This is a genomic window from Kitasatospora sp. SC0581, assembly GCF_048159585.1.
Classification (GTDB): Bacteria; Actinomycetota; Actinomycetes; order Streptomycetales; family Streptomycetaceae; genus Kitasatospora.
On the sequence record NZ_JBLRWA010000002.1, the window covers coordinates 624,448 to 644,508 of the forward strand.

Annotated in this window: 15 protein-coding genes; 5 read left to right on the plus strand and 10 right to left on the minus strand. The window is 75.3% G+C overall.

Annotated features, from left to right (window positions below; translation table 11 throughout):
* Positions 1 to 28 precede the first annotated feature (28 nt).
* From ACLWS4_RS05955 to ACLWS4_RS05965, 3 genes are read right to left on the minus strand one after another with little or no spacing between them, the layout of a single operon-like run.
* Positions 29 to 1,075, minus strand: coding sequence for an agmatine deiminase family protein (locus ACLWS4_RS05955; protein WP_117487341.1), 1,047 nt, complete (start codon positions 1,073 to 1,075; stop codon positions 29 to 31).
* A gap of 17 nt (positions 1,076 to 1,092) precedes the next feature.
* Entirely contained in the window at positions 1,093 to 2,814 is a 1,722-nt protein-coding gene (locus tag ACLWS4_RS05960; protein ID WP_380718008.1) for an urease subunit alpha, read from the minus strand.
* Positions 2,811 to 3,521, minus strand: coding sequence for an urease subunit gamma (locus tag ACLWS4_RS05965; RefSeq protein ID WP_049658208.1), 711 nt, complete (start codon positions 3,519 to 3,521; stop codon positions 2,811 to 2,813). Before ACLWS4_RS05965 ends, ACLWS4_RS05960 begins: the two co-directional genes overlap by 4 nt.
* Before the next feature lie 665 nt (positions 3,522 to 4,186).
* Here ACLWS4_RS05965 and ACLWS4_RS05970 point away from each other — a divergent pair.
* Together ACLWS4_RS05970 and ACLWS4_RS05975 are read left to right on the plus strand one after the other, a co-directional pair.
* Positions 4,187 to 4,573, plus strand: coding sequence for an ATP-binding protein (locus ACLWS4_RS05970; RefSeq protein ID WP_049658213.1), 387 nt, complete (start codon positions 4,187 to 4,189; stop codon positions 4,571 to 4,573).
* A 324-nt stretch (positions 4,574 to 4,897) separates the two neighbouring features.
* Positions 4,898 to 7,306, plus strand: coding sequence for a SpoIIE family protein phosphatase (locus ACLWS4_RS05975; RefSeq protein ID WP_380743126.1), 2,409 nt, complete (start codon positions 4,898 to 4,900; stop codon positions 7,304 to 7,306).
* 55 nt (positions 7,307 to 7,361) lie between these two features.
* Here ACLWS4_RS05975 and ACLWS4_RS05980 read toward each other — a convergent pair whose 3' ends face one another.
* The 5 genes from ACLWS4_RS05980 to ACLWS4_RS06000 form a co-directional block, all read right to left on the minus strand.
* The gene (locus ACLWS4_RS05980) at positions 7,362 to 8,486 is read right to left on the minus strand and encodes a DUF2637 domain-containing protein (RefSeq protein ID WP_074001020.1); all 1,125 of its coding nucleotides are present in this window, start codon (positions 8,484 to 8,486) and stop codon (positions 7,362 to 7,364) included.
* A gap of 214 nt (positions 8,487 to 8,700) precedes the next feature.
* Complete coding sequence (locus ACLWS4_RS05985) at positions 8,701 to 9,648, minus strand: (2Fe-2S)-binding protein (protein WP_416873521.1); 948 nt, start codon at positions 9,646 to 9,648, stop codon at positions 8,701 to 8,703.
* Between the two features lie 163 nt (positions 9,649 to 9,811).
* Positions 9,812 to 10,684, minus strand: coding sequence for a hypothetical protein (locus ACLWS4_RS05990; protein ID WP_049660965.1), 873 nt, complete (start codon positions 10,682 to 10,684; stop codon positions 9,812 to 9,814).
* 221 nt (positions 10,685 to 10,905) lie between these two features.
* Positions 10,906 to 11,754, minus strand: a complete 849-nt coding sequence (locus ACLWS4_RS05995; protein ID WP_241852729.1) for a hypothetical protein — start codon at positions 11,752 to 11,754, stop codon at positions 10,906 to 10,908.
* A gap of 174 nt (positions 11,755 to 11,928) precedes the next feature.
* Positions 11,929 to 12,546 (minus strand): nucleotidyltransferase family protein, encoded by a 618-nt coding sequence (locus ACLWS4_RS06000; protein ID WP_416873522.1) that lies wholly within the window; start codon positions 12,544 to 12,546, stop codon positions 11,929 to 11,931.
* A gap of 130 nt (positions 12,547 to 12,676) precedes the next feature.
* Between ACLWS4_RS06000 and moaA the strand changes: the two genes are divergently transcribed.
* The 3 genes from moaA to ACLWS4_RS06015 all read left to right on the plus strand — a co-directional run bounded on the left by moaA (position 12,677) and on the right by ACLWS4_RS06015 (position 16,332).
* Positions 12,677 to 13,747, plus strand: coding sequence for a GTP 3',8-cyclase MoaA (moaA, locus tag ACLWS4_RS06005; RefSeq protein WP_416873523.1), 1,071 nt, complete (start codon positions 12,677 to 12,679; stop codon positions 13,745 to 13,747).
* A 151-nt stretch (positions 13,748 to 13,898) separates the two neighbouring features.
* A complete protein-coding gene (locus ACLWS4_RS06010; RefSeq protein ID WP_117487336.1) occupies positions 13,899 to 14,672 on the plus strand; it encodes an HNH endonuclease family protein in 774 nt (257 codons plus the stop codon).
* Positions 14,673 to 14,766: 94 nt separating this feature from the next.
* Complete coding sequence (locus ACLWS4_RS06015) at positions 14,767 to 16,332, plus strand: alpha/beta fold hydrolase (protein ID WP_416873524.1); 1,566 nt, start codon at positions 14,767 to 14,769, stop codon at positions 16,330 to 16,332.
* Positions 16,333 to 16,435: 103 nt separating this feature from the next.
* On the opposite strand, the gene ACLWS4_RS06020 is transcribed toward ACLWS4_RS06015, so the two are convergent.
* On the minus strand, positions 16,436 to 18,856 hold the full coding sequence (locus ACLWS4_RS06020) for a glycosyltransferase family 39 protein (protein WP_416873525.1): 2,421 nt from the start codon (positions 18,854 to 18,856) through the stop codon (positions 16,436 to 16,438).
* A gap of 71 nt (positions 18,857 to 18,927) precedes the next feature.
* Complete coding sequence (locus ACLWS4_RS06025) at positions 18,928 to 20,049, minus strand: alpha/beta hydrolase (RefSeq protein WP_074001025.1); 1,122 nt, start codon at positions 20,047 to 20,049, stop codon at positions 18,928 to 18,930.
* Positions 20,050 to 20,061 lie beyond the last annotated feature (12 nt).

Here is a 20,061-nt window from a genome sequence, read left to right on the forward strand (position 1 = left end):
GGCGTACGGCCCCCGCCCGGGCGGGGCGTCAGAGCGCCTTCGGCTGCTGCTGGGTGATGCAGTGGATGCCGCCGCCGTTGGCGAAGATCTCGCGGGCGTCGACGAGTTCGACGGTGCGGCCCGGGTAGGCCTCGGCGAGGATCGCGGCGGCCTCCTGGTCGCGCGGGTCGTCGAAGGCGCACAGGACGACGGCGCCGTTGGCCACGTAGTGGTTGATGTAGGAGTAGTCGACCGGCTCGCCGTCCTCGTCCAGCAGGACGGTGGGGGCGGGCAGTTCGAGGACCTCCAGCGGCCGGCCCTGGGCGTCGGTGGAGGCGCGCAGCACGGCGACCAGTTCGCGGCAGACCTCGTGGTCCGGGTGCGAGGGGTCGGGCTGGACGTGGGCGACCACGACGCCGGGGCGTACGAAGGAGGCGACGATGTCGATGTGCCCGCGGGTGCCGAACTCGTCGTAGTCGCGGGTGAGTCCGCGCGGCAGCCAGATCGCCTTGGTGGTGCCGAGGAAGGCGTGCAGCTCGGCCTCGACCTCCTCCTTGGTCCAGGTCGCGTTGCGGCCCTCGCCGAGCTGGACGGTCTCGGTGACGAGGACCGTGCCCTCGCCGTCGACGTGGATGCCGCCGCCCTCGTTGATCAGCCGGGAGGCGAAGCGCCGGACGTCCGTCAGTTCGCTGATGTGCTCGGCGATGTGCTGGTCCTTGTCCCAGCGGGCCCAGGACTGGGCGCCCCAGCCGTTGAAGATCCAGTCGGTGGCGGCCAGCGAGCCCTTGCCGTCGATCAGGAAGGAGGGGCCGATGTCGCGCATCCACGCGTCGTTCAGCGGGCGCTCGACGATCTCGACCTTCTCGGAGACGTACGTGCGCGCCTGCTCGGTCTCGCCGGTGTTGACGATCAGCGTCACCGGCTCGTACCGGACGATGGTGTCGGCGACGGCGGCCCAGGCCTGGCGGGCGGCGTGCAGCTGCTCGGGGCCGTCGAAGGTGGGGTTGGTGGTGGGGAAGGCCATCCAGGTGCGGTCGTGCGGGTGCCACTCGGCGGGCATCCGGTAGCCGAGGGAGGCGGGCGTGGCGGTGGTCATCGTGGAGTCCTAAGCGGTCAGAGGAAGTAGAGGCGGCTGAGGGAGACGCTGTCGGCGGGTTCGGAGCGCAGCGGCGAGCCGTCCAGGGAGACCAGGCCGGTCTCGGTGACCTCGACGTGGCCGATGCGGGCGTTGCGCACCATGTCGCGCGGTCCGATGCCGCGGGTGTTCCGCACGCCGACCCGGCGGCGGCGGGTGGGCAGCCCGTCGGCGGCCTGGTCGAGGTAGGCGCCGTCGGCGGCGGCCTGGGCGACGAAGGCCACCGAGATGTCGGCGGCGGTCGCGCCGTGGGCGCCGAACTGCGGTCCCAGGACGAGCGGTTCGCAGCGGTCGGTGGAGGCGTTGGGGTCGCCGACCACGCCGTAGGCGGGGAAGCCGGCCTTGAGGACCAGCTGGGGCTTGGCGCCGAAGTGGTCGGGGCGCCACAGCACGATGTCGGCGAGCTTGCCGATCTCGATGGAGCCGACCTCGTGGGAGAGGCCGTGGGCGATGGCCGGGTTGATGGTGAGCTTGGCGATGTAGCGCAGCACGCGCTCGTTGTCGTCGCCGCTCTCCGTCGTCCCGTACGAGCCGGCGCCGTCGAGCGGGCCGCGTTCGGCCTTCATCTTCCCGGCCATGGCGAAGGTGCGGCGCACGGTCTCGCCGGCCCGGCCCATGCCCTGGGCGTCGGAGGAGGTGATGCCGATGACTCCGAGGTCGTGCAGCACGTCCTCGGCGCCCATGGTGCCGGCCCGGATGCGGTCGCGGGCCATCGCGGCGTCGCCGGGCAGGTCGGGCTTGAGGTCGTGGGCGGAGACGATCATGTCGTAGTGCTCGCCGAGCGCGTCCCGCCCGAACGGCAGCGTCGGGTTGGTGGAGGAGCCGATGACGTTCGGCACGCCCGCCATCTTCAGCACGTTGGGGACGTGTCCGCCGCCGCAGCCCTCGATGTGGAAGGCGTGGATGGTCCGGCCGTCGAGGACCTTGAGGGTGTCCTCGACGGAGAGGCACTCGTTCAGCCCGTCGGTGTGCAGGGCGACCTGGACGTCGTACTCCTCGGCGACCCGCAGCGCGGTGTCCAGGGCGCGGGTGTGCGCGCCCATGTCCTCGTGCACCTTGAAGCCGGACGCGCCGCCCTCGGCCAGCGCCTCGATCAGCGGGGCCTCGTCGGAGGACGAACCGCGGCCCAGGAAGCCGATGTTGACGGGCCAGGCGTCGAAGGAGTTGAAGGCGTGCCGCAGCGCCCAGGGGGAGTTGACGCCGACGCCCCAGACCGGGCCGAACTCCTGGCCGATGATGGTGGTGACGCCGGAGGCCAGCGAGGCCTCCATGATCCGCGGCGAGAGCAGGTGGACGTGGGTGTCGACGGCGCCGGCGGTGGCGATCAGGCCCTCGCCGGAGACGATCGTGGTGCCGGTGCCGACGACCACGTCGACGCCGTCGAGGGTGTCGGGGTTGCCGGCCCGCCCGATCGAGGCGATCCGGCCGCCGATCAGGCCGATCGAGGTCTTGCGGACGCCCTGGACCGCGTCGATCACCAGCACGTTGCTGATCACCACGTCGCAGGTGTCGCGGACGGCGGCGGGCTTGAGGTGCAGGCCGTCCCGGGCGGTCTTGCCGAAGCCGGCCAGGAACTCGTCGCCGGGCGCCTGGGAGTCGGACTCGACCCGGACGATCAGTCCGCTGTCGCCGAGCCGGACCCGGTCCCCGGCGCGCGGGCCGTGCACGGCGATGTAGTCGTGCGGGGTGATCGCGCTCACGAGGGCACCTCCGCGTCGTCGAAGCCGGTCAGGTAGCCGGTCGCGCGGGCCTTCGCCAGGGCGGCCTCCTTCGCGCCGGGCGCGTCCAGCGGCCCGTCCACGAGCCCCGCGAAGCCGATCGCGACCCGCTCTCCGCCGATCGGCACCAGGCCGACCTCGACGGTGGCGCCCGGGTCGAAGCGCACCGAGGAGCCGGCCGGCACGGCCAGGTGGGTGCCGTAGGCGGCGGCCCGGTCGAAGGCCAGCCGGGGGTTGGCCTCGAAGAAGTGGAAGTGCGAGGTGACCGAGATCGGCACCCCGGAGGTGTTGTGCACGGGGAGCAGCAGCGTCTCCTCGACCGGGTCGTAGCCGGCGCCGTCGCCGATCAGCGCGCCGCCGGGGGCGTCGTCGCCGAGCGAGCCGGCGCCCTTGAACGGGTCGGTGACGACGGCGAGGCGGGTGCCGTCCTCGAAGACGGCCTCGACCTGGACGACGGTGACCACGTCCGGTACGCCGGGCAGCACCTCGTCGGCGGTGAGCACGGAGCGGCCGGCCTCGATGGCCTCGGCCAGGCGGCGGCCGTCGCGGGCGGCCTCGCAGACGGTGTCCGCGATCAGGGCGGTGGCCTCGGGGATGTTGAGGCGCACGCCCCGGGCGCGGCGGGCGCGGGCCAGTTCGGCTGCCGTGAAGATCAGCAGCCGGTCCCGCTCGGTGGGGGTCAGTCGCACGGTTCCTCGCTCGCGGTCGCCGGGGACGGGGGTCTGCTCGGGGCCTCGGGGCTGTCGGGGTCGATGTTAGAACGACGTTCAAACACCTCGGGGTCATTGAACCCGCAGCGGGCCGCCCTGTCCAGCGTTGCCGCTCCGCGGGCGTTCGGCCCGCCGGGCGGGGGACGGGGGTGAGCGGGCGGGAGCGGGGGGCGGGGGCGAAGAGGTCCGGGTGGGCCGGTGCCCGGACCCCGGCGCGCGGCGGGAGCGGGGCGGGGGGCGCGTGGTCGGGCGCACGGTCGGTACGGGCGCCGGGTGTGCGCGGGATCGGGTGGGGGCTCCTTCGAAAACAGCCTCTGCGCTTCGCAAACCTGTCCGGCGCGGGCAGTTGGATCACGCGAACCACCCCGTGCCCCTTTCACCCCACGTGATCGGACGCACACTGTTGCAAACGCCGTCAACTGGGCATGAGGATGAGTGGTCAGAACGAGGGGGCCACCCGGCCGGCGGGGGATCCGGAGGCGGGGGCCCGGATTTCAGGGCGGGGGCATGTGTTGATGGACGGTCAGTCGCGATTCCCGCGGCAGCGGACGAGTTCCGGCGACGCCTACCGGTCCGGGCCGGTCCAGGCGCCGGTCGCCGGCACCGGGACGACCCTGCCGGGTGCGCCGGCACCGGGGTGTGCCGTGCACCGGAGACTGCACCTCACGCTCGATCCGGCGGATCTCGTCGGGGTGGGCGCGGTGCGGCGGCGGTTGCGCTCGGCGCTGAGCCACTGGGGGGTGCCGGAGCTGTCCGACACCGCCGAGCTGCTCTCCTCCGAGCTGGTCACCAACGCGCTGCTGCACACGGGCAAGGGCGCGGTGTTCGACGCGGAGCTCGGGTCGGACCACCGGCTGCGCATCGAGGTGCAGGACGGCACCAGCAGACTGCCCGGGCGGCGGCGCGATCCGGAGGGCGAGTACGCGACCTCGGGGCGCGGCCTGCTGCTGGTGGAGGCGCTCGCGGACTCCTGGGGCGTGCAGCTGCGCGGTGACGGCAAGGTCACCTGGTTCGAGCTCGCCATGCCCTGAGTCCCGCCTCCGGGCGGCGTGCTCCGGGCCGTGTGTTCCGGGTCGGCGGCAGGACGTACGATTGTTCGCCGTCGATTGATTCGCTGTCGAAGGAAGCCCAGAACAGAAGGCGGAACGGAAGATTTCCGGCCCGTTGGCATTGCCGCTCGGCCGAACATTGGCCAGGATGGTGGGAATGTGTGTCCACGTGCGGGAAGCAGCGGGGAGACCGAACCTCGACTGGCGACCGTCCGTCGCACCGTCCTATCCAGCACGACCCATCACAACGCCACGCGGCCCGTCCGGACGGTCGGCGCGGTCCGCCACGGCAGCGGCAGGAGCAGCATGCCCACTGAGCCCGAGTCGCCGGGGCCGGCGCTTCCTCCCGGCGCGGCGCCCGTCGTCGAGCCGCGAACGGTGGCGCCGCGAGCCGTAGAGCCGAGGACCGTGGAGCCGCGCACCGCCCGGCCGAGAGCCGTCGAGCCGCGTGTCGCCGAGCAGCCGGGCTCCCCGGAGCCGCGCACCTCCGGGCAGCCCGCCGCCGGCCCCACCACCACCGGGACGGGCCGGGCCCGGCCGCCCGCCCAGTCCTCGCGCCGCGGCTCCGCGGTGCGCCCGTCCCCGAGCCTCGCCGCCGCCCGGCTGGCGCCCGTGCTGTCGGGCGGCCTGCCGCCGTCCTCCGCGGACACCATGCCGGACTGGCTGGAGCCCGCGATGGCGGCCAACGGCATCGGCTCCTTCGACTGGGACATCCGCCGCGACGTCCTGGAGGGCGACCAGCGGGCCTGTGCGATCGTCGGACTGGACGCCCTGGGGCAGAGCCGCTTCGACCGTACGGCCGCCTCCTTCCTGGCCATGCTGCACCCCGAGGACGCGCCCGTGGTGCGCCGCCGGGTCGAGCGCGCGGTGTCCGAGCTGGGCCAGTGCGGCGCCTACTACCGGACGGTCGGGGCGAACGGCGGCATGCGCGCGGTGCGCTTCCGCGGCCGGGTGCTCGCCGACGCCTTCGGCCGGGCCTCCCGGATGGTCGGCTTCGTCTGGGACGCCACCGTCGAGCTGCACAAGCGGGACCACGCCGACCGGATGGCCCTGCTGCGCGAGGAGCGCTCCCGGTTCATCAAGGAGGCGGCGCGCGCCCTCTCCGAAGCCGTCACCGTGCGTGACGTGGCCCGGGTGTTCACCGAGCTGCCGCTGCCCGGACTGCCGCCGGACGGCCTGGTGCTGGCCTCCTTCGAGGCCGGACGGGCGCAGATCCTCGGCGCCTCCGGCTACCGCTCCGACTCGCTGGCGGTCTGGGACCGCACCGTGCTGCCGCCCGGCCACCCGGCCGCCGAGGCGCTGCGCCACCGTGCGCCGGTCTTCGTCTCGACCCGCGAGGACTTCCGCGACGGCTACCCCGAGGTGTGGGAGCAGACCAGCCGCACCGGCCGGGGCTCCTGGGCGTACCTGCCGCTGGTGGCCAGCGGCCGGGCGATCGGCGTCTGCGTGGTCAGCTTCGACGACGAGCGCGAGCTGGACGCCGACGAGCGCACCCTGCTGACCACCCTGGGCGGGCTGGTCGCCCAGTCGCTGGCCCGGGCCCGGCTGCACGACGCCGAGCACGAGCTCGCGGCCGGCCTCCAGCGGGTGATGCTGCCGCGCACCGTCCCGTCCGTCCCGGGCGTGACCACCGCCGTGCGCTACATCGCGGCCGGCTCCGGCCTCCAGATCGGCGGCGACTGGTACGACGTGGTGCCGCTGCCCGGCGGACACGTCGGCCTGGTGATCGGCGACGTCCAGGGCCACGACGTGCACGCCGCCGGGATCATGGGCCAGCTGCGGATCGCGCTGCGCGCCTACGCGGCCGAGGGCCACCCGCCCGCCGCCGTGATGGCCCGCGCCTCCCGCTTCCTCGCCGACCTGGACACCGACCACTTCGCGACCTGCACCTACGCCGAGGTCAACGTGGACTACGGCGTGGTCTACGCCGTCCGGGCCGGTCACCTCGACCCGCTGGTGCGCCGCGCGGACGGCACCGCCGCCGTGGTGCCGGTGGCCGGCGGGCTGCCGCTGGGCATCGACCCGGACCAGGAGTACCGGGTCACCCGGTTCAGCCTGGACCCGGGCGAGACGGTGCTGCTCTGCACCGACGGCCTGGTCGAGGCGCGCGGCATGGACCTGGACGAGGGCATCGCCCGGCTCGCCCGGGCGCTCGCCCGCCCGCTGCCGGACGCCGGGCAGGCCGCCCGCGACCCGCTGGAGGAGCTGGCCGAGCGGATCGCCTCCCAGGCCGCCGACTCCAGCGAGCGCGAGGACGACATAGCGCTGCTGCTCCTGCGCTGGGACGGCCCGGCCGGCGGGCTGGCCGCCCAGCAGCTGCGCCGCCGGATCGGCCAGGCCGACCTGGCGCGGGTCGCCGAGGTCCGGGCCGAGCTGCGCGACGCGCTGCGCCGCTGGGGCGTGGCCGAGTTCATCGACACCGCCGAGCTGCTCTCCTCCGAGCTGGTCACCAACGCGATCCGGCACACCGACCGGGACGCCATGTTCACCGCCCGGCTCTACCGGGAGCCGGAGGCGGACGGTGGCCGGGCCCGGCTGCGGGTCGAGGTGGAGGACGAGTCGGACCTCTGGCCGACCCGCCGGACGCCGGGGGAGCAGGCCTCCTCCGGGCGGGGTCTGATGCTGGTCGAGGCACTCGCGGACTCCTGGGGCGTGGAGCCGCGCGGCTCCGGCAAGCGGATGTGGTTCGAGCTCAGCGGGACGTCGGCGGCCTGAGCCCCAGGCCCGGTCTCCGGCCCCCGGGGGCGTCGGGGCGCCGACGGGGGAGCGGTCAGCCGAACTGCTGCTCCAGGTCCTTCAGTTTGCGTTCCATCTCGTCCAGCCGGGGCAGCGTGACGGTGTCCTCCTCCAGGGTGAGGTCGATGGTGCGCCGCTCCGGACGGGCCGGCAGGCCCGGCTGGACGACCGTGCCCTCGGCCGGTTCCACCTCGCGCGGACCGGCGGGGCGCTCCACCTCGGGACGCTCGGCCCCGACGCGCTCCGCCGGCACCCGTTCCGTCGACACCCGCTCCGTCGAGACGCGTTCCACCCCGGGGCGGTCCGTCGCGGCGGCCGTCGCGGGCTCCGCGCCGGACCCCAGCCGCCGCGCGGTGCCGCCACCGCGCCGCCAGGCGCTGTGGGAGCGGTTGATCGCCCGGATCTCGGCCCGTTCCCGGCGCCCGGCCAGCTTGCGGCGCTGCTTCTCGTCGGCGCGCTCCCGCTTGTCGTCGCGCACCTCCTCGACCGCCTCGTCCAGGCTGCGGACGTTCTCCAGCAGCATCAGCGACCAGGCCGCGTAGGTCTCGCGCGGGGCGCGCAGCCAGCGGACGATGCGGATCTGCGGCAGCGGGCGCGGCACCAGGCCCTGCTCGCGCAGCGCGGCCCGGCGGGTCTGCTTGAGCGCCCGGTCGAACAGGATCGCCGCGGAGAGGGACATGCCGGAGAAGAACTGCGGGGCGCCGGCGTGGGTCAGGCCGCGCGGGGCGTGCACCCAGTTGAACCAGGCCGAGGCGCCGGCGAAGAGCCAGACCAGCAGCCGGGAGCCGAGCGCCGCGTCGCCGTGGCTGGCCTCGCGGACGGCGAGCACCGAGCAGAACATCGCGGCGCCGTCCAGGCCGAACGGGACGAGGTACTCCCAGCCGCCGGACAGGCCCAGGTTCTGCACGCCGAAGCCGACCAGGCCGTGGAAGGAGAGGGCGGCCGCGACGCCCGCGCAGCAGAACAACAGGGTGTAGGAGGCGCCGCCGTACAGGGATTCCTTGCGGCGGCGCCGTTCCTCGGAGCGTTCCCAGGAATCCGTGCCGGCGGTGGAGGAGGCGGACCCCCGGCTGCGGAGCAGGGCCACCAGGAGTGCGCTGACCAGCAGCCCCACGACCACGGTGATCGCCCATCCGAGCGGTATGTCGGACAATTTCATCGCCGAAACCAGCCTCGCTTTCCTGCGTCGCTTTTCTGCGTCGTGACGGCGGGGACCATCATGGCGGACGCGCGGCGAGGAAATGGCCGATTCGCCGTCAATGCGCTGAGGAGAGGGATTTCTGACCCGGTTACCATCGCATTGTCATGCGAATATGAAGCGGGCTTTTCCCGGAATCGCGGGCTTTTCGGACCTGATATCGGACAGGTTTTCGTCAACGCCGCGTGACGCGCGGACAGCCGCCGCACATGTCCTTCGGATCGGCGGTGTAGACGAGGCAGCAGCTGGCCCGGGACCGCTCCAGGGCCGGAGTGCCACCCCCGCCGGGCGCCGGGGGCGTGAATCCGGCGCCCGGGATGAAGGGGGCCGGGGCCGGAGCGGGGCGGTCGCCCGCGCCGGGCGTGCGCGCGGGGTCGGGGGGCCCGCCGGGCGCCAGCAGCGCGGACAGTTCGGCGCGCGCCCGCTCCTGCTCCCCGAGCAGCCCGCCCGCGTAGCAGAGCCCCTCCACCACCGCGTCGGTGGCCATCGCCCACAGCACCCGGGGCCCGCGCCGCGCCTCCGGGCCGAAGGCGGTGAGCACCGGGGCCAGGAAGGCGCCCAGCGCGGACCGCAGGGCGGCGGCCAGCGCCGCCTCGTCCGGCACCGTCCGGGCCCACTCCGGGCCGACGGCCGTCCCGGGCTTCGAACCCGCCCCCGACCCGGCCGCCGGGTCGTCCGGAAGGCAGGCGAACTCGGCCGGGCGGACGGTCAGTTCGACCGCGTCGGGGCGCCGGCGCAGCGCGACGTCCCCGAGGCCGAGCAGCGGGACGCGCCGCTCCAGGAACCACGGCAGCGTGAACAGCAGTGAGACCGGCCAGACGAAGCGGTGCAGCCCGAAGCCGGCCGCGACGTCCGGGCGCAGCGGCTGCCCGTAGCGGGCGAGGCCCTGCCGGGCGTCGTGGGCGATCAGCTCGCGCACCGCCTCGGGGCGGGCGGCGAGGTCGGCGACGGGCAGCCAGCCGCTGCCGCGCCGGGGCGGTGCGCAGCGCACCGTCAGGACGGGGGTGAGTCCGGACAGCCGGTGGTACGAGGGGGCGCCCGGGGCGGTGGGGGCGGGGGTGCGCGCCCCGGTGGCGCGGGGGACGCGCGGCCTGGGGCCGGGCCGGGTGCTGCTCGCGGTCATGGACGGCCCCATCGGGTCGACCGGGGCGCCCATGGTCCGCCCGGCGGTGCCCGGCCGGGTGGTGGCGGCGCCGGACGCGGCCGGACCGGGGCATGGCGGTGCCCGGGGAACGGCAAGGCGACCTGGCCGGGGTACTGCTCCCCCCGGCCAGGTTAGCCTCACCTTAGCTGATCGTCCCCCCGGTCTCGCTGGTGATGCGCCCGTCCGGGGGAGCACCGGTTGTGCGGAGGGCGTTCAGCTGGCGCGCGAGCCAGACCGGCACGCCGCCCAGGGCGTCCACCAGCCGGGTCGCCTCGGCCCGCAGCCGCGCGGCCTCGGGCGGCTCGGACACCTCGGCGAGCGCCGCGAGCGCCGGCGCCACCCCCACCGTGAAGCCGAGTTGCTCGCGCAGCCGCAGGGAGGCGTCGAAGCCCTCCCGGGCGTTCCCGCGCTCCCCGCGCGAGAGCGCCAGCGCGGCCAGGTGCCGCCAGGTGTACGAGCGCAGTAGTTCGTCCCCGCGTTCGCCGGCGCCCTCGTGCGCCCGCCGGTAGGCGATCCAGGCGGCGCTGCGGTCGCGCAGCAGGTTCTCGGCGACCAGTCCGCGCCGGAAGTCCAGCAGCGGGCGGCCCGGGGCGTCCGGCGGCAGCAGGGCCGAGGTGCGGCCGAGCGCCGCCTGTGCCTCGTCCAGCCGGTCGCGCGGGCCGAGGACGCTCGCCACGTACGCGAGGAAGCCGCGGGCGCAGGCGGCGGCCGCGCGCTGCTCGGTGCCGGAGGCCAGGGCCTCCGCCAGGCGCAGCGCCTGTTCCGCCTGGGTCCAGTTCGCGGCGGTGAACAGGCATTGCTCGATGAGGAGTTCGGCCCGCCCCAGGGCCGCGTCCGGGTCGTGCTCGGCGGTCGGTCGCAATAGTTCGGCGGCCTCCTGCCAGCACCCCCGGGACCTCAGCCGCCACACGGTGTCACCCGGCTCCTCCGCTGCCGCCCGCCCCCGCCCCTCCGGGTTGCTCGGGTCCCATCCGTGCTCCGACAACGCCACCTCCTTGTGTGCGCCATCCGGCATGGGCACGGACCTGCCCCTGAGGCCCTGTCGCCACGACCCGCACGCATGGCGACGACAGGGCGAAAGGCCCGCGCTGTGGCGGCAATTCAACACGGGGGTGAGCTTGTGCACCAGATCACGAGCGAAGGTTGTTGCTTTTGGAAGAGAAATGATCTAGGGGTGCGCGAGGGAAAGGGGCCGGAGGGGGCCGGTGGGGCGGCCCGGCGGGGCCGCCCGGTGGGTCAGGAGGTCCAGCCGGTCTCCATCAGGGCCTCGGCGGCGCCGTTCGCGGGCTGCGGCACGCCCGCCAGGTCCAGGCTGAACAGGGCCACCAGCAGCTGTTCGCCGCGCACGGTGGCCTGGTGCGAATAGCCCGCGAGGGTGAACATCGCGGCGGCCATCTCCTCGGCGTGCAGGGTCTGGAGCCAGAGGCACTCGACCGACTTCACGTCGGCGGGCTCGGTCCAGGTGTCCACCTGGGCGACCATCCGGCCGCCCAGCAGGGTGACCCCGTCGCGCTCCTGGGACTCGGTGAGCTCCAGGTCGTCGAAGCCGAGCCACTCCAGGTAGCGGGCGGCGGTGAACACCGCGTCCTGCGAGGTGCGCACCGGGTGCGGACGGAACGGCGCGCGGTGGCGGAACGGGCGGGAGCGGCCGGTCGGGGACGGTGCGGGCGGGGCCGGGGCGGGCGCGTTCGCCGGGTGGGCCGGGAGCGGGCGGGCGGCCTGCGGGCCGGGGGCGGCGAGCGGGGCGGCGGTGCCGGTGCCCAGGCGGGTGGCGCGGTCCACCGGCAGCCGGACGGTGGCGCCGCAGTTGCAGGTGAACTCGGGCTGCGGCCACTGGTCGGAGCGGCCGCAGTGCGGGCAGCGCATGCTCAGCCAGGAGTCCTCCCAGGACCGGAAGCGCACCTGCACCGGCACTCCGCCGCGCAGCAGCGGCACCTTGAGCGAGGCCCCGCACGGACAGGGGAGGGAGGGCGGTTCGTAGAGGTGCTCGCGGCGGCAGGCGGGGCAGCGGATCGCCCGGGCGCCACCGCCGGGCCCCGTCCGAGCGGGGTCGTGTCCGGTGAAGTCGTCGGGCAGTCCGGCCATCGCGGGCTCCGTCCGTCGGTGTCGGGTGGGTGGGACGTCTCCCATGCTCCCCGAAATGTCCGGCGCAGGACGCGGAATGGGGCAATCCTCAGGGACGGATCAGGGGATCCTGCCTGCTCGGGTAGGGAAGGAATCCTTCCGGAGGGGGATGCCCGGCGCGGCGGACCGGGACGTTCAGTCGGCGGACCAGCGGGCCAGGTCGGCGGGGGTGTCGAGGTCGTCCGGGGCGGCGACGTCGGCGCACTCGACCAGGACGAGCTCCGCCGCGTGCGCCGCCAGCAGGGCGCGGGCCCCGGCGTCGCCGCGGGCGCCCGCCGCCGCCTCGGCGAAGTGCCGGGCGCCGATCAGCACCGGGTGTCCGCGCCGCCCCTCGTAGGCCGCCGCGGCCAGTTCGGCGCCCGCCCGGTGGGCGGCCAGCAGCCGGGCCACCGCGGCCGGGGTGACGCCGGGGGTGTCCACCAGCATCACCAGTGCCGCCGAGGCGTGCGGCGGCAGCGCGGCCAGGCCGGCCCGCAGCGAGGAGCCCATGCCCTGCGCCCAGTCCGGGTTGCCGACCAGTCGGCAGCCCGGCAGGTGCGCGGTGGCCCGGACCCGTTCGCCCGCCGCGCCCAGCACGACCGTGACCTCCGTGCAGCCGCCGGCCCGGACCACCGCCACCGCGTGCTCCACCAGCGGCCGGCCCCGGTACCTGAGCAGCGCCTTGGGCCGCCCGCCGAGGCGCCGCCCGCCGCCGGCGGCGAGGACCAGGGCGGCGACCGGGCCCGGTCCGGCGGGTGTCGGCGCTGTCTGCATGGGGCCAGCCTGCCCGGTCGGGGCCGGGGCGCGCATTGTGGGAAGTTACAAGCGGAGGCGGTGCGCGGCGGCCGCGCACCGGCGGTTCGGCCGCTGGCCGGGGCGGGCCCGGCCCGCCTGTACTGGGCCGATGAACACGGCCCCGTACAACCCCGCCCCGCGCACCACGCCTCCGCGCACCACGCCTCCGTACGACACCGAGGCCCGCGACCCCGCCCCGCCCCCGCTGGTGGACCGCTTCGGCCGGGTCCACACCGATCTGCGGGTCTCGCTGACCGACCGCTGCAACCTGCGCTGCACCTACTGCATGCCGGCGGAGGGGCTGCCCTGGCTCGGGCGCGCCGGGCTGCTGGGGGACGACGAGGTGGTCCGGCTGGTGCGGATCGCGGTGGAGCGGCTGGGGGTGCGGTCGGTCCGGCTGACGGGCGGGGAGCCGTTGCTGCGGCGGGGGTTGGCGGGGCTGGTCGGGCGGATCGCCCCGCTGGGGGCCGAGGTGTCGTTGACCACGAACGGGATCGGGCTGGCGCGCGCGGCGGCCGGGCTGGCGGCGGCGGGGCTGGGGCGGGTGAACGTCAGCCTGGACACGCTGCGTCCGGAGCGCTTCGCCGCGATCACCCGCCGGGACCGCATCGGTGACGTGCTCGCGGGGCTGGCGGCGGCGAGGGCGGCCGGGCTGGGGCCGGTGAAGGTGAACGCGGTGCCGGTGCGCGGGGTCAACGACGACGAGATCGTGGAGCTGGTGGAGTTCGCCGTCGGGCACGGGTACCGGATGCGGTTCATCGAGTCCATGCCGCTGGACGCGCAAGGGGCGTGGGACCGTTCGGCGATGGTGACGGCGGCGGAGGTCCTGGCGGCGCTGGGGGAGCGGTTCGACCTCGTCCCCGTCGGCCGGTCCGGCAACGCCCCGGCGGAGGAGTGGCGGATCGCCGGTACGGACGCGGTCGTCGGCGTGATCGCCTCCGTCACCCGGCCGTTCTGCGGCGGCTGCGACCGGGTGCGGCTGACGGCGGACGGGCAGTTGCGCGCCTGTCTGTTCGCGACGGAGGAGTCGGACCTGCGGGCGCTGCTGCGCGGCGGGGCGGACGACGCGGCGATCGAGGCGGCCTGGCGGGCCGCGGTGGCGGGCAAGGGGCCCGGACACGCCGTCGGCAGCGCGGAGTTCGTCCGGCCCGACCGCCCGATGTCCGCCATCGGCGGCTGACGGCGCGGCCGGGGCTGGGGCCCGGAGCAGGGGGTGAGCGGGTGTGAGCTTCGACATGCTCGGCGGGATCGCGTGGCGTCGGCTTGACCTCCCCCCGGGCGGCTGGTCTGCTGGCTTGCCGTCAACCCGCCCCTGACCTCCGGAGTTCCCCGTGCCCGCCCGCCGCTCCACCCTGTCCGCCGCCACCGTGTTCCTGATATGCGCGCTCGCGCTGGTCGGCTGGCTGATCGGCGGCCGCGACCACAAGTCGACCGGCCCCAAGGCCAACGGCGGCACCGCCGCCGCCGGGGCCACCGGCACCAGCCCGCTGCAGAACCCGGACGGCACCAAGCCCGGCCTGGCGCCGCTGACCACCCCCGAGGAGCAGAAGGCCGGGCGGGACGTCATCGCCAAGGTCACCACCGCCGCCGTCGGCACCAAGGACGGCTACGACCGCAACGAGTTCGGCCCCGCCTGGACGGACAACGTCGAGGGCGTCCCGTTCGGCGGCAACAAGTGCGACACCCGCAACGACCTGCTGGCCCGCGACGGCACCGCCGTCGAGCACAAGGACGGCTCGGACTGCACGGTCACCGCGATGACCATCTGGGACCCGTACACCGGCAAGAGCGTCCAGTGGACCAAGCAGCAGGCCTCCAAGATCCAGATCGACCACGTGATGCCGCTCTCCTACGACTGGCAGATGGGCGCCAGCAAGTGGGACAAGGCCAAGCGCGTCCAGATCGCCAACGACCCGCTGAACCTGATCCCCGCCGACGGCTCGCAGAACGCCTCCAAGGGCGACTCCGGCCCGGCCTCCTGGCTGCCCGCCAACACCGAGATCCGCTGCTCCTACGCGGTGCGCTTCGCCCAGGTCTCGCTGAAGTACCAGCTGCCCGTCACCGAGGCCGACAAGAAGACCATGCTCCAGCTGTGCGGCGGCTGACGAAACGTCAATCCACGCTGTCGAAGGGCGGGCGCGGTGTGCCCCCGGTGACGGCCGGGCGCGGGCCGGGTGGTATTCGTGGGCGGTGGCCCCGATGATCTCCCCGCTCCCCCGGTCGGCCGGGCGCGCCGTGCCCGCCCTCGCCGCCGCCCTCGCCCTCGCGCTGTCGAGCGGCTGCACGGGCGCCGCCCGCCCGGCCGTCCGCCCGCCGCTGGACGAACGGGTCGCCGCCACCGCGGCCCCCGCCCTGCGCGCGCTCTACGACCAGCGGATCGACTGGCGGAGCTGCCCCGGCGAGGACGACGGCGACCAGGACGCGGCCGCCGTGCGGTGCGCCACCCTCAAGGTCCCGCTGGACTACGCCGACCCGGGCGGCCGCACCGTCGACGTCGCCCTCGCCAAGGTGCCCGCCGCCGACCCGAAGCGGCGGCTCGGCGCCCTGCTGCTCAACCCCGGTGGCCCCGGCAACTCCGGTGTCGACATGGTCCGTTGGGGCTGGCAGAGCTACCAGGGGCCGCTGCACGACCGGTACGACCTGGTCGGCTTCGACCCGCGCGGCGCCGGCGACACCACCCCCGTCCACTGCCTGGACGACCGCACCCGCGACCAGTGGAACGCCACGGACGACCCGGCCTACGACCACGCCCGGATCCTCGCCGAGGCCTGCCGCGCCCGGTACGCCGACCTGCTCCCGCACCTCGGCACCCGCGACACCGCCCGCGACCTCGACGTGCTGCGCGGCGCCCTCGGCGAACGCCGGCTGGACTTCCTCGGCTTCTCCTACGGCACCCACCTCGGCGCCCGCTACGCCGAGGAGTTCCCCGAGCGCACCGGCCGGCTCGTCCTCGACGGCGCCGTCGACCACAGCGCCCCCGCGGCGCGGCTCGGCATCGAAGCCGCCGTCGCCGCCGAGACCGGGCTCCGGGCCTTCGCCGCCGCCTGCGCCACCGAGGACGGGGCGGCCTGCCCGCTCGGCGCCGATCCGGCCGCCGCCCCGCAGCGCCTCGCCCGCTTCCTCGACGGCCTGCGCGACCACCCGCTGCGCGACGCCGACGGCCGGACCCTCACCGCCGCGCTCGGCTGGGTCGCCACCCTCGACGTGCTCTCCGACGGCCGCCGCTCCTGGCCCCGGCTGCGCGAGGCCCTCGAACCGGCCGTCACCCGGGGCGACGCCGACGGCCTGCTCGCCCTCGCCGACGGCGCCGACGGCCGCGGCGAGGACGGCCGCTACCGGACCCCGGCCGACGCCTTCGCCGCCATCTCCTGCGCGGACGGCCCGCCGCCGCCCACCGAGGCGGAACTGCGCCCGGCCCTCGCCGAACTCGCCGCCCGCGCCCCGCTGACCAGCGGGCACGACCCGGTCGGCACCCTGCTCGAAGCGGACTGCCGCCCCTGGCCGTACCGTCCGGCCGAGCCGCCGCGACCGGTCCGGGCGCCGGGCAGCGCCCCGCTCCTGGTGATCGGCTCCACCGCCGACCCGGTCACCCCGTACGCCTGGGCCGAGCGGCTCTCCGCCGGGTTGGAGCACGGCGTGCTGCTCACCCGGGAGGGCGACGGGCACACCGCGTACGACAAGAGCGGCTGCGTCCGGGCGGCCGTGACGGCGTTCCTGGTGGACGGGCGGCTGCCGGCGGCGGGCACCCGCTGCGGGTCGGACTGAGGGCGGCGGGGTCCGGCTGAGCGCGGAGGGCCGGCCGGGGACAGCGCGGAGGGGGCGTGCCGCTTTCGCGCGGCACGCCCCCTCCGGGGTCGCGGCCCCCCGGTCAGGAGGTGGGGGCCGTCAGGTCGTAGAAGGTGGTCGAGCCGATGGTCTTCGCGGTGAAGTGGGCGGTCACCCAGGACTCGATCTGGGCGGACTCGCTCTGCTGCCCGCCCTCGCCGCCCGCGCCGCCGCCGAAGCCGCGGCGGGAGCCGCCCGCGCCGATGAACCAGTGCACCTTGCCCTCCTGGACGTACTTCTGGAAGCCGGCCAGGGTCAGCGAGGGGTCGGTGCCGTTGAAGCCGCCGAGGGCCATCACCGGTTCGCCGGTGGCGAGTTGGTAGCCGGCCGCGGTCTGCGAGCCGATCGCGGCGGCCGCCCAGGTGTAGCGGTCGGCGTTCTCCTTGAGCATGGCGGCGACCTCGTCGGTCACCTTGGGGCCGTCGAGCAGGCCGCCCATGCCGCCGGGGGGCGGGCCGCCGGCCGTGCCGCCGGTGCTGTTCGTGCCGTCGGTGCCGGTGCCCTCGGGGTCCTGGGTGCCGGGGAGGCCGGTGCCGCCGCCGGTGCCGCGCTCGTGGCGGCCGTTGGCGCGGTCGCCGCCGTCGCCGGTGCCGCCGCCCGGGAAGCCCTGCCCGGGCGCGAAGCCCTGCTGACCGCCCTGACCGCCCTGACCGCCCGTGAAGCCCCCCTGGCCACCCGGAGCACCCGGGCCGCCCTGGCCGAACCAGTGCCCGTTGCCGTTGCCGCCCGGGAAGCCCTTGCCGCCCCGGTGCCCCATGCCGCCCGGCCCGGACCCGCCCTTCACGCCCGGCCCGGCGGTCACGATCGAGCCGGTGTGCGGGGAGTCCACGGTGTCCACCGCGTACGCGGCCGGACCGCCGAGCGCCGCCGCCAGGCCCACCAGGCCCGCCACCGAGGCGATCCGCGCGCCGGCCCGGCCGGAGACCCGCCCGACGAACGGCCCGGCCGCCAGCGCGGCCGCCGCGAGCAGTCCGCCGGCCAGCACCGCCCAGCGCAGCCACGGCAGGAAGCCGGAGCTGCGGCCGAGCAGCACGAACGCCCAGACCGCCGTCACCGCGAGCGTCCCGGCCAGCACCAGCGCCCAGGGCACCCGGTGCCGCGCCCGCCACAGCCCGTCCACGCCCATGCCGACCAGTGCCGCGACGGCCGGGGCCAGCGCCACCGTGTAGTACTGGTGGAAGATCCCGGACATGAAGCTGAAGACCAGCGCGGTGGAGAGCAGCCAGCCGCCCCAGACCAGGAAGGCCGCGCGGGCGGTGTCGGCGCGGCCGTAGCGGCGGGTCGCCCAGAGGCCGGCCAGCAGCAGGATCAGCGCGGCCGGCAGCAGCCAGGCGATCTGCCCGCCGATGTCGGTGCCGAACATCCGGGTCAGGCCGGTCTGGCCCCAGCCGCGGCCGCCGCCGGGAGCCGCGCCGCCCGGCAGGTCGACCCCGGCCGGCATCCGGGCGCCGCCGCCCACGCTGCCGCGCTCGTTGCCGTCGACCCGGCCGAGGCCGTTGTAGCCGAAGGTGAGCGAGAGGAAGCTGTTGTCCTGCGAGCCGCCGATGTACGGGCGGGCCGAGGCGGGCATCAGCTCGACGACCGCCACCCACCAGCCGCCCGAGACCAGCAGTGCCGCGCCCGCGAGCAGGGTCTGCCGCACCCGCCGCCAGAGGCCGGTGGGCGCCACCACCAGGTAGATCACCGCGAAGGCGGGCAGCACCAGGAAGGCCGCCAGGGTCTTGGTGAGGAAGGCGAGGCCGAACATCACCCCGGTGAACACCAGCCACCGGGTGCCCGCCGCCTCGACGGCCCGGACCATCCCGTACGCGGCCAGCGTCAGCAGCAGCACCAGCAGCGCGTCCGGGTTGTTGAAGCGGAACATCAGCGCCGCGACCGGGGTGAGCGCCAGCGCGGCGCCCGCCAGCAGGCCGCCGAGCGGGGAGAAGCGCCGGCGCACCGTCGCGTACAGCACGCCGACGGTGGCCGCGCCCATCAGCGCCTGCGGGGCCAGCACCGACCAGGAGGAGAGGCCGAAGATCCGCGCCGAGAGCGCCATCGGCCACAGCGAGGCCGGGGGCTTGTCGACGGTGATGAAGTTCGCCGCGTCCGAGGAGCCGAAGAAGAAGGCCTTCCAGCTCTGCGAGCCGGCCTGCACGGCGGCCGAGTAGAAGGAGTTGGCCCAGCCGGAGGCGCTCAGGCCCCACAGGTAGAGGACGGCGGTCGCGGCCAGCAGCGCCAGCAGGGCCGGGCGCACCCAGCGCGGGTCGTCAGCGCGCCCGCGCCAGGCGCGGGCGGGGAGGGTGCGCAGCCGGTCGGGCCAGCTGGCGAACCCCTTGGGGCCGGCGGGCGGCAGGGGCTGTTCGGGGAAGAGCGGCGCCGGGTCCGACCGGACCGGGTCCGGCCCCGGCACCTCCGGCGGCGGGTAGTGCGCGGCCTCGGGCCACGGTTCGCCGGCCGGAGGGGAGTAGCTGCTCGTGGTCATGCGCCATACCGTCGGTGGCGTGCCTGAGAGAACCGTGAGACGGGAGTGTGAGGCGCGTGTGATCTGGAACGTCAGGCGGATGGCGGTACGGCGAGGTGCTTGCCCAGCCACTCCAGGGCCGGGGGGATCTCCCTGGTCCAGGTGTGGAAGTTGTGGCCGGCGGTGTCCAGGGTGATGGAGGACATCGTGGTGGGGGCCTTGAAGGCCGCGATCATGGCCTTGGTCTCGTCGTAGTTGTTCTCGTCGTACGCGGTGGTCAGCAGCAGGTTGACCGGGGCGGGCGGCTGGTTCTTCAGCCGCCACAGCAGGTCGTTCTCCTGCTTCAGCCGGTCGTTGCCGCCGAACAGGTCGCCGGTGGTCGCGTCGTGGGCCGCGTCGTAGTAGCCGGAGAGCGCGACCGCCGAGCGGTAGGCGTCGGGCTTGCGCAGCGCGAACTTGAGCGCGCAGTAGCCGCCGGTGGAGTTGCCGATCACCGCCCGGCTGGCCGGGTCGGTGCCGATCCGGTAGGTGGTGGCGAGGGCCTTGGGCAGGTCGCTGGTGAAGAAGGTCTCCACCTGGGGGCCGTTCGGCACGTCCACGCACTCGGTGTCCCGGTCGCCGACCAGGGTGGGGCGGGTCATCACCAGGACGGTCGGCGGCAGCTTCTTCTGCTCGATCGCGTTCAGCGTGGACGCCGGGTACTGCATCAGCGAGATCAGCTTCTCCGGGGTGCCCGGGTAGCCGGTGAGCACCAGGGCCATCGGGAAGCGCTGCTTGGCGTAGTCCGGCTGGAAGTACTGCGGCGGCAGGTAGACGTACGCCTCGGTGGTCAGGCCGCTGCCGGCTCCTTTGACGTCGACCTTCTGGATCAGGCCGGAGCGCTCCGGGTCCGAGCCCTGCGCGGAGTAGAACTTCTGCTCGCCGGTGACGGCGACCCCGGAGGCGTTGGGCTGGTGGTCGACCACCGTGCCGAGCCCGCCGCTGGTGCCGAGCAGGTCCGTCCAGGAGCTGTAGAAGCCGAAGTAGCTGTTGGCGATCAGGCCCATCGCGGCCAGCACCGACACCTGGGTGGCCAGGAACGCCCCGAGCCGGCCCAGCCACGCCTTCCAGCCCTTCCCGCCGAACCGCGGCCAGAGCCACATGGTGGCGGCGAAGACGGCGATCGCGAGGAGCGAGGCGATGATCTGGAGGGGGAGTCCGGTGAGACTGAGCACGGGCCCGATCGT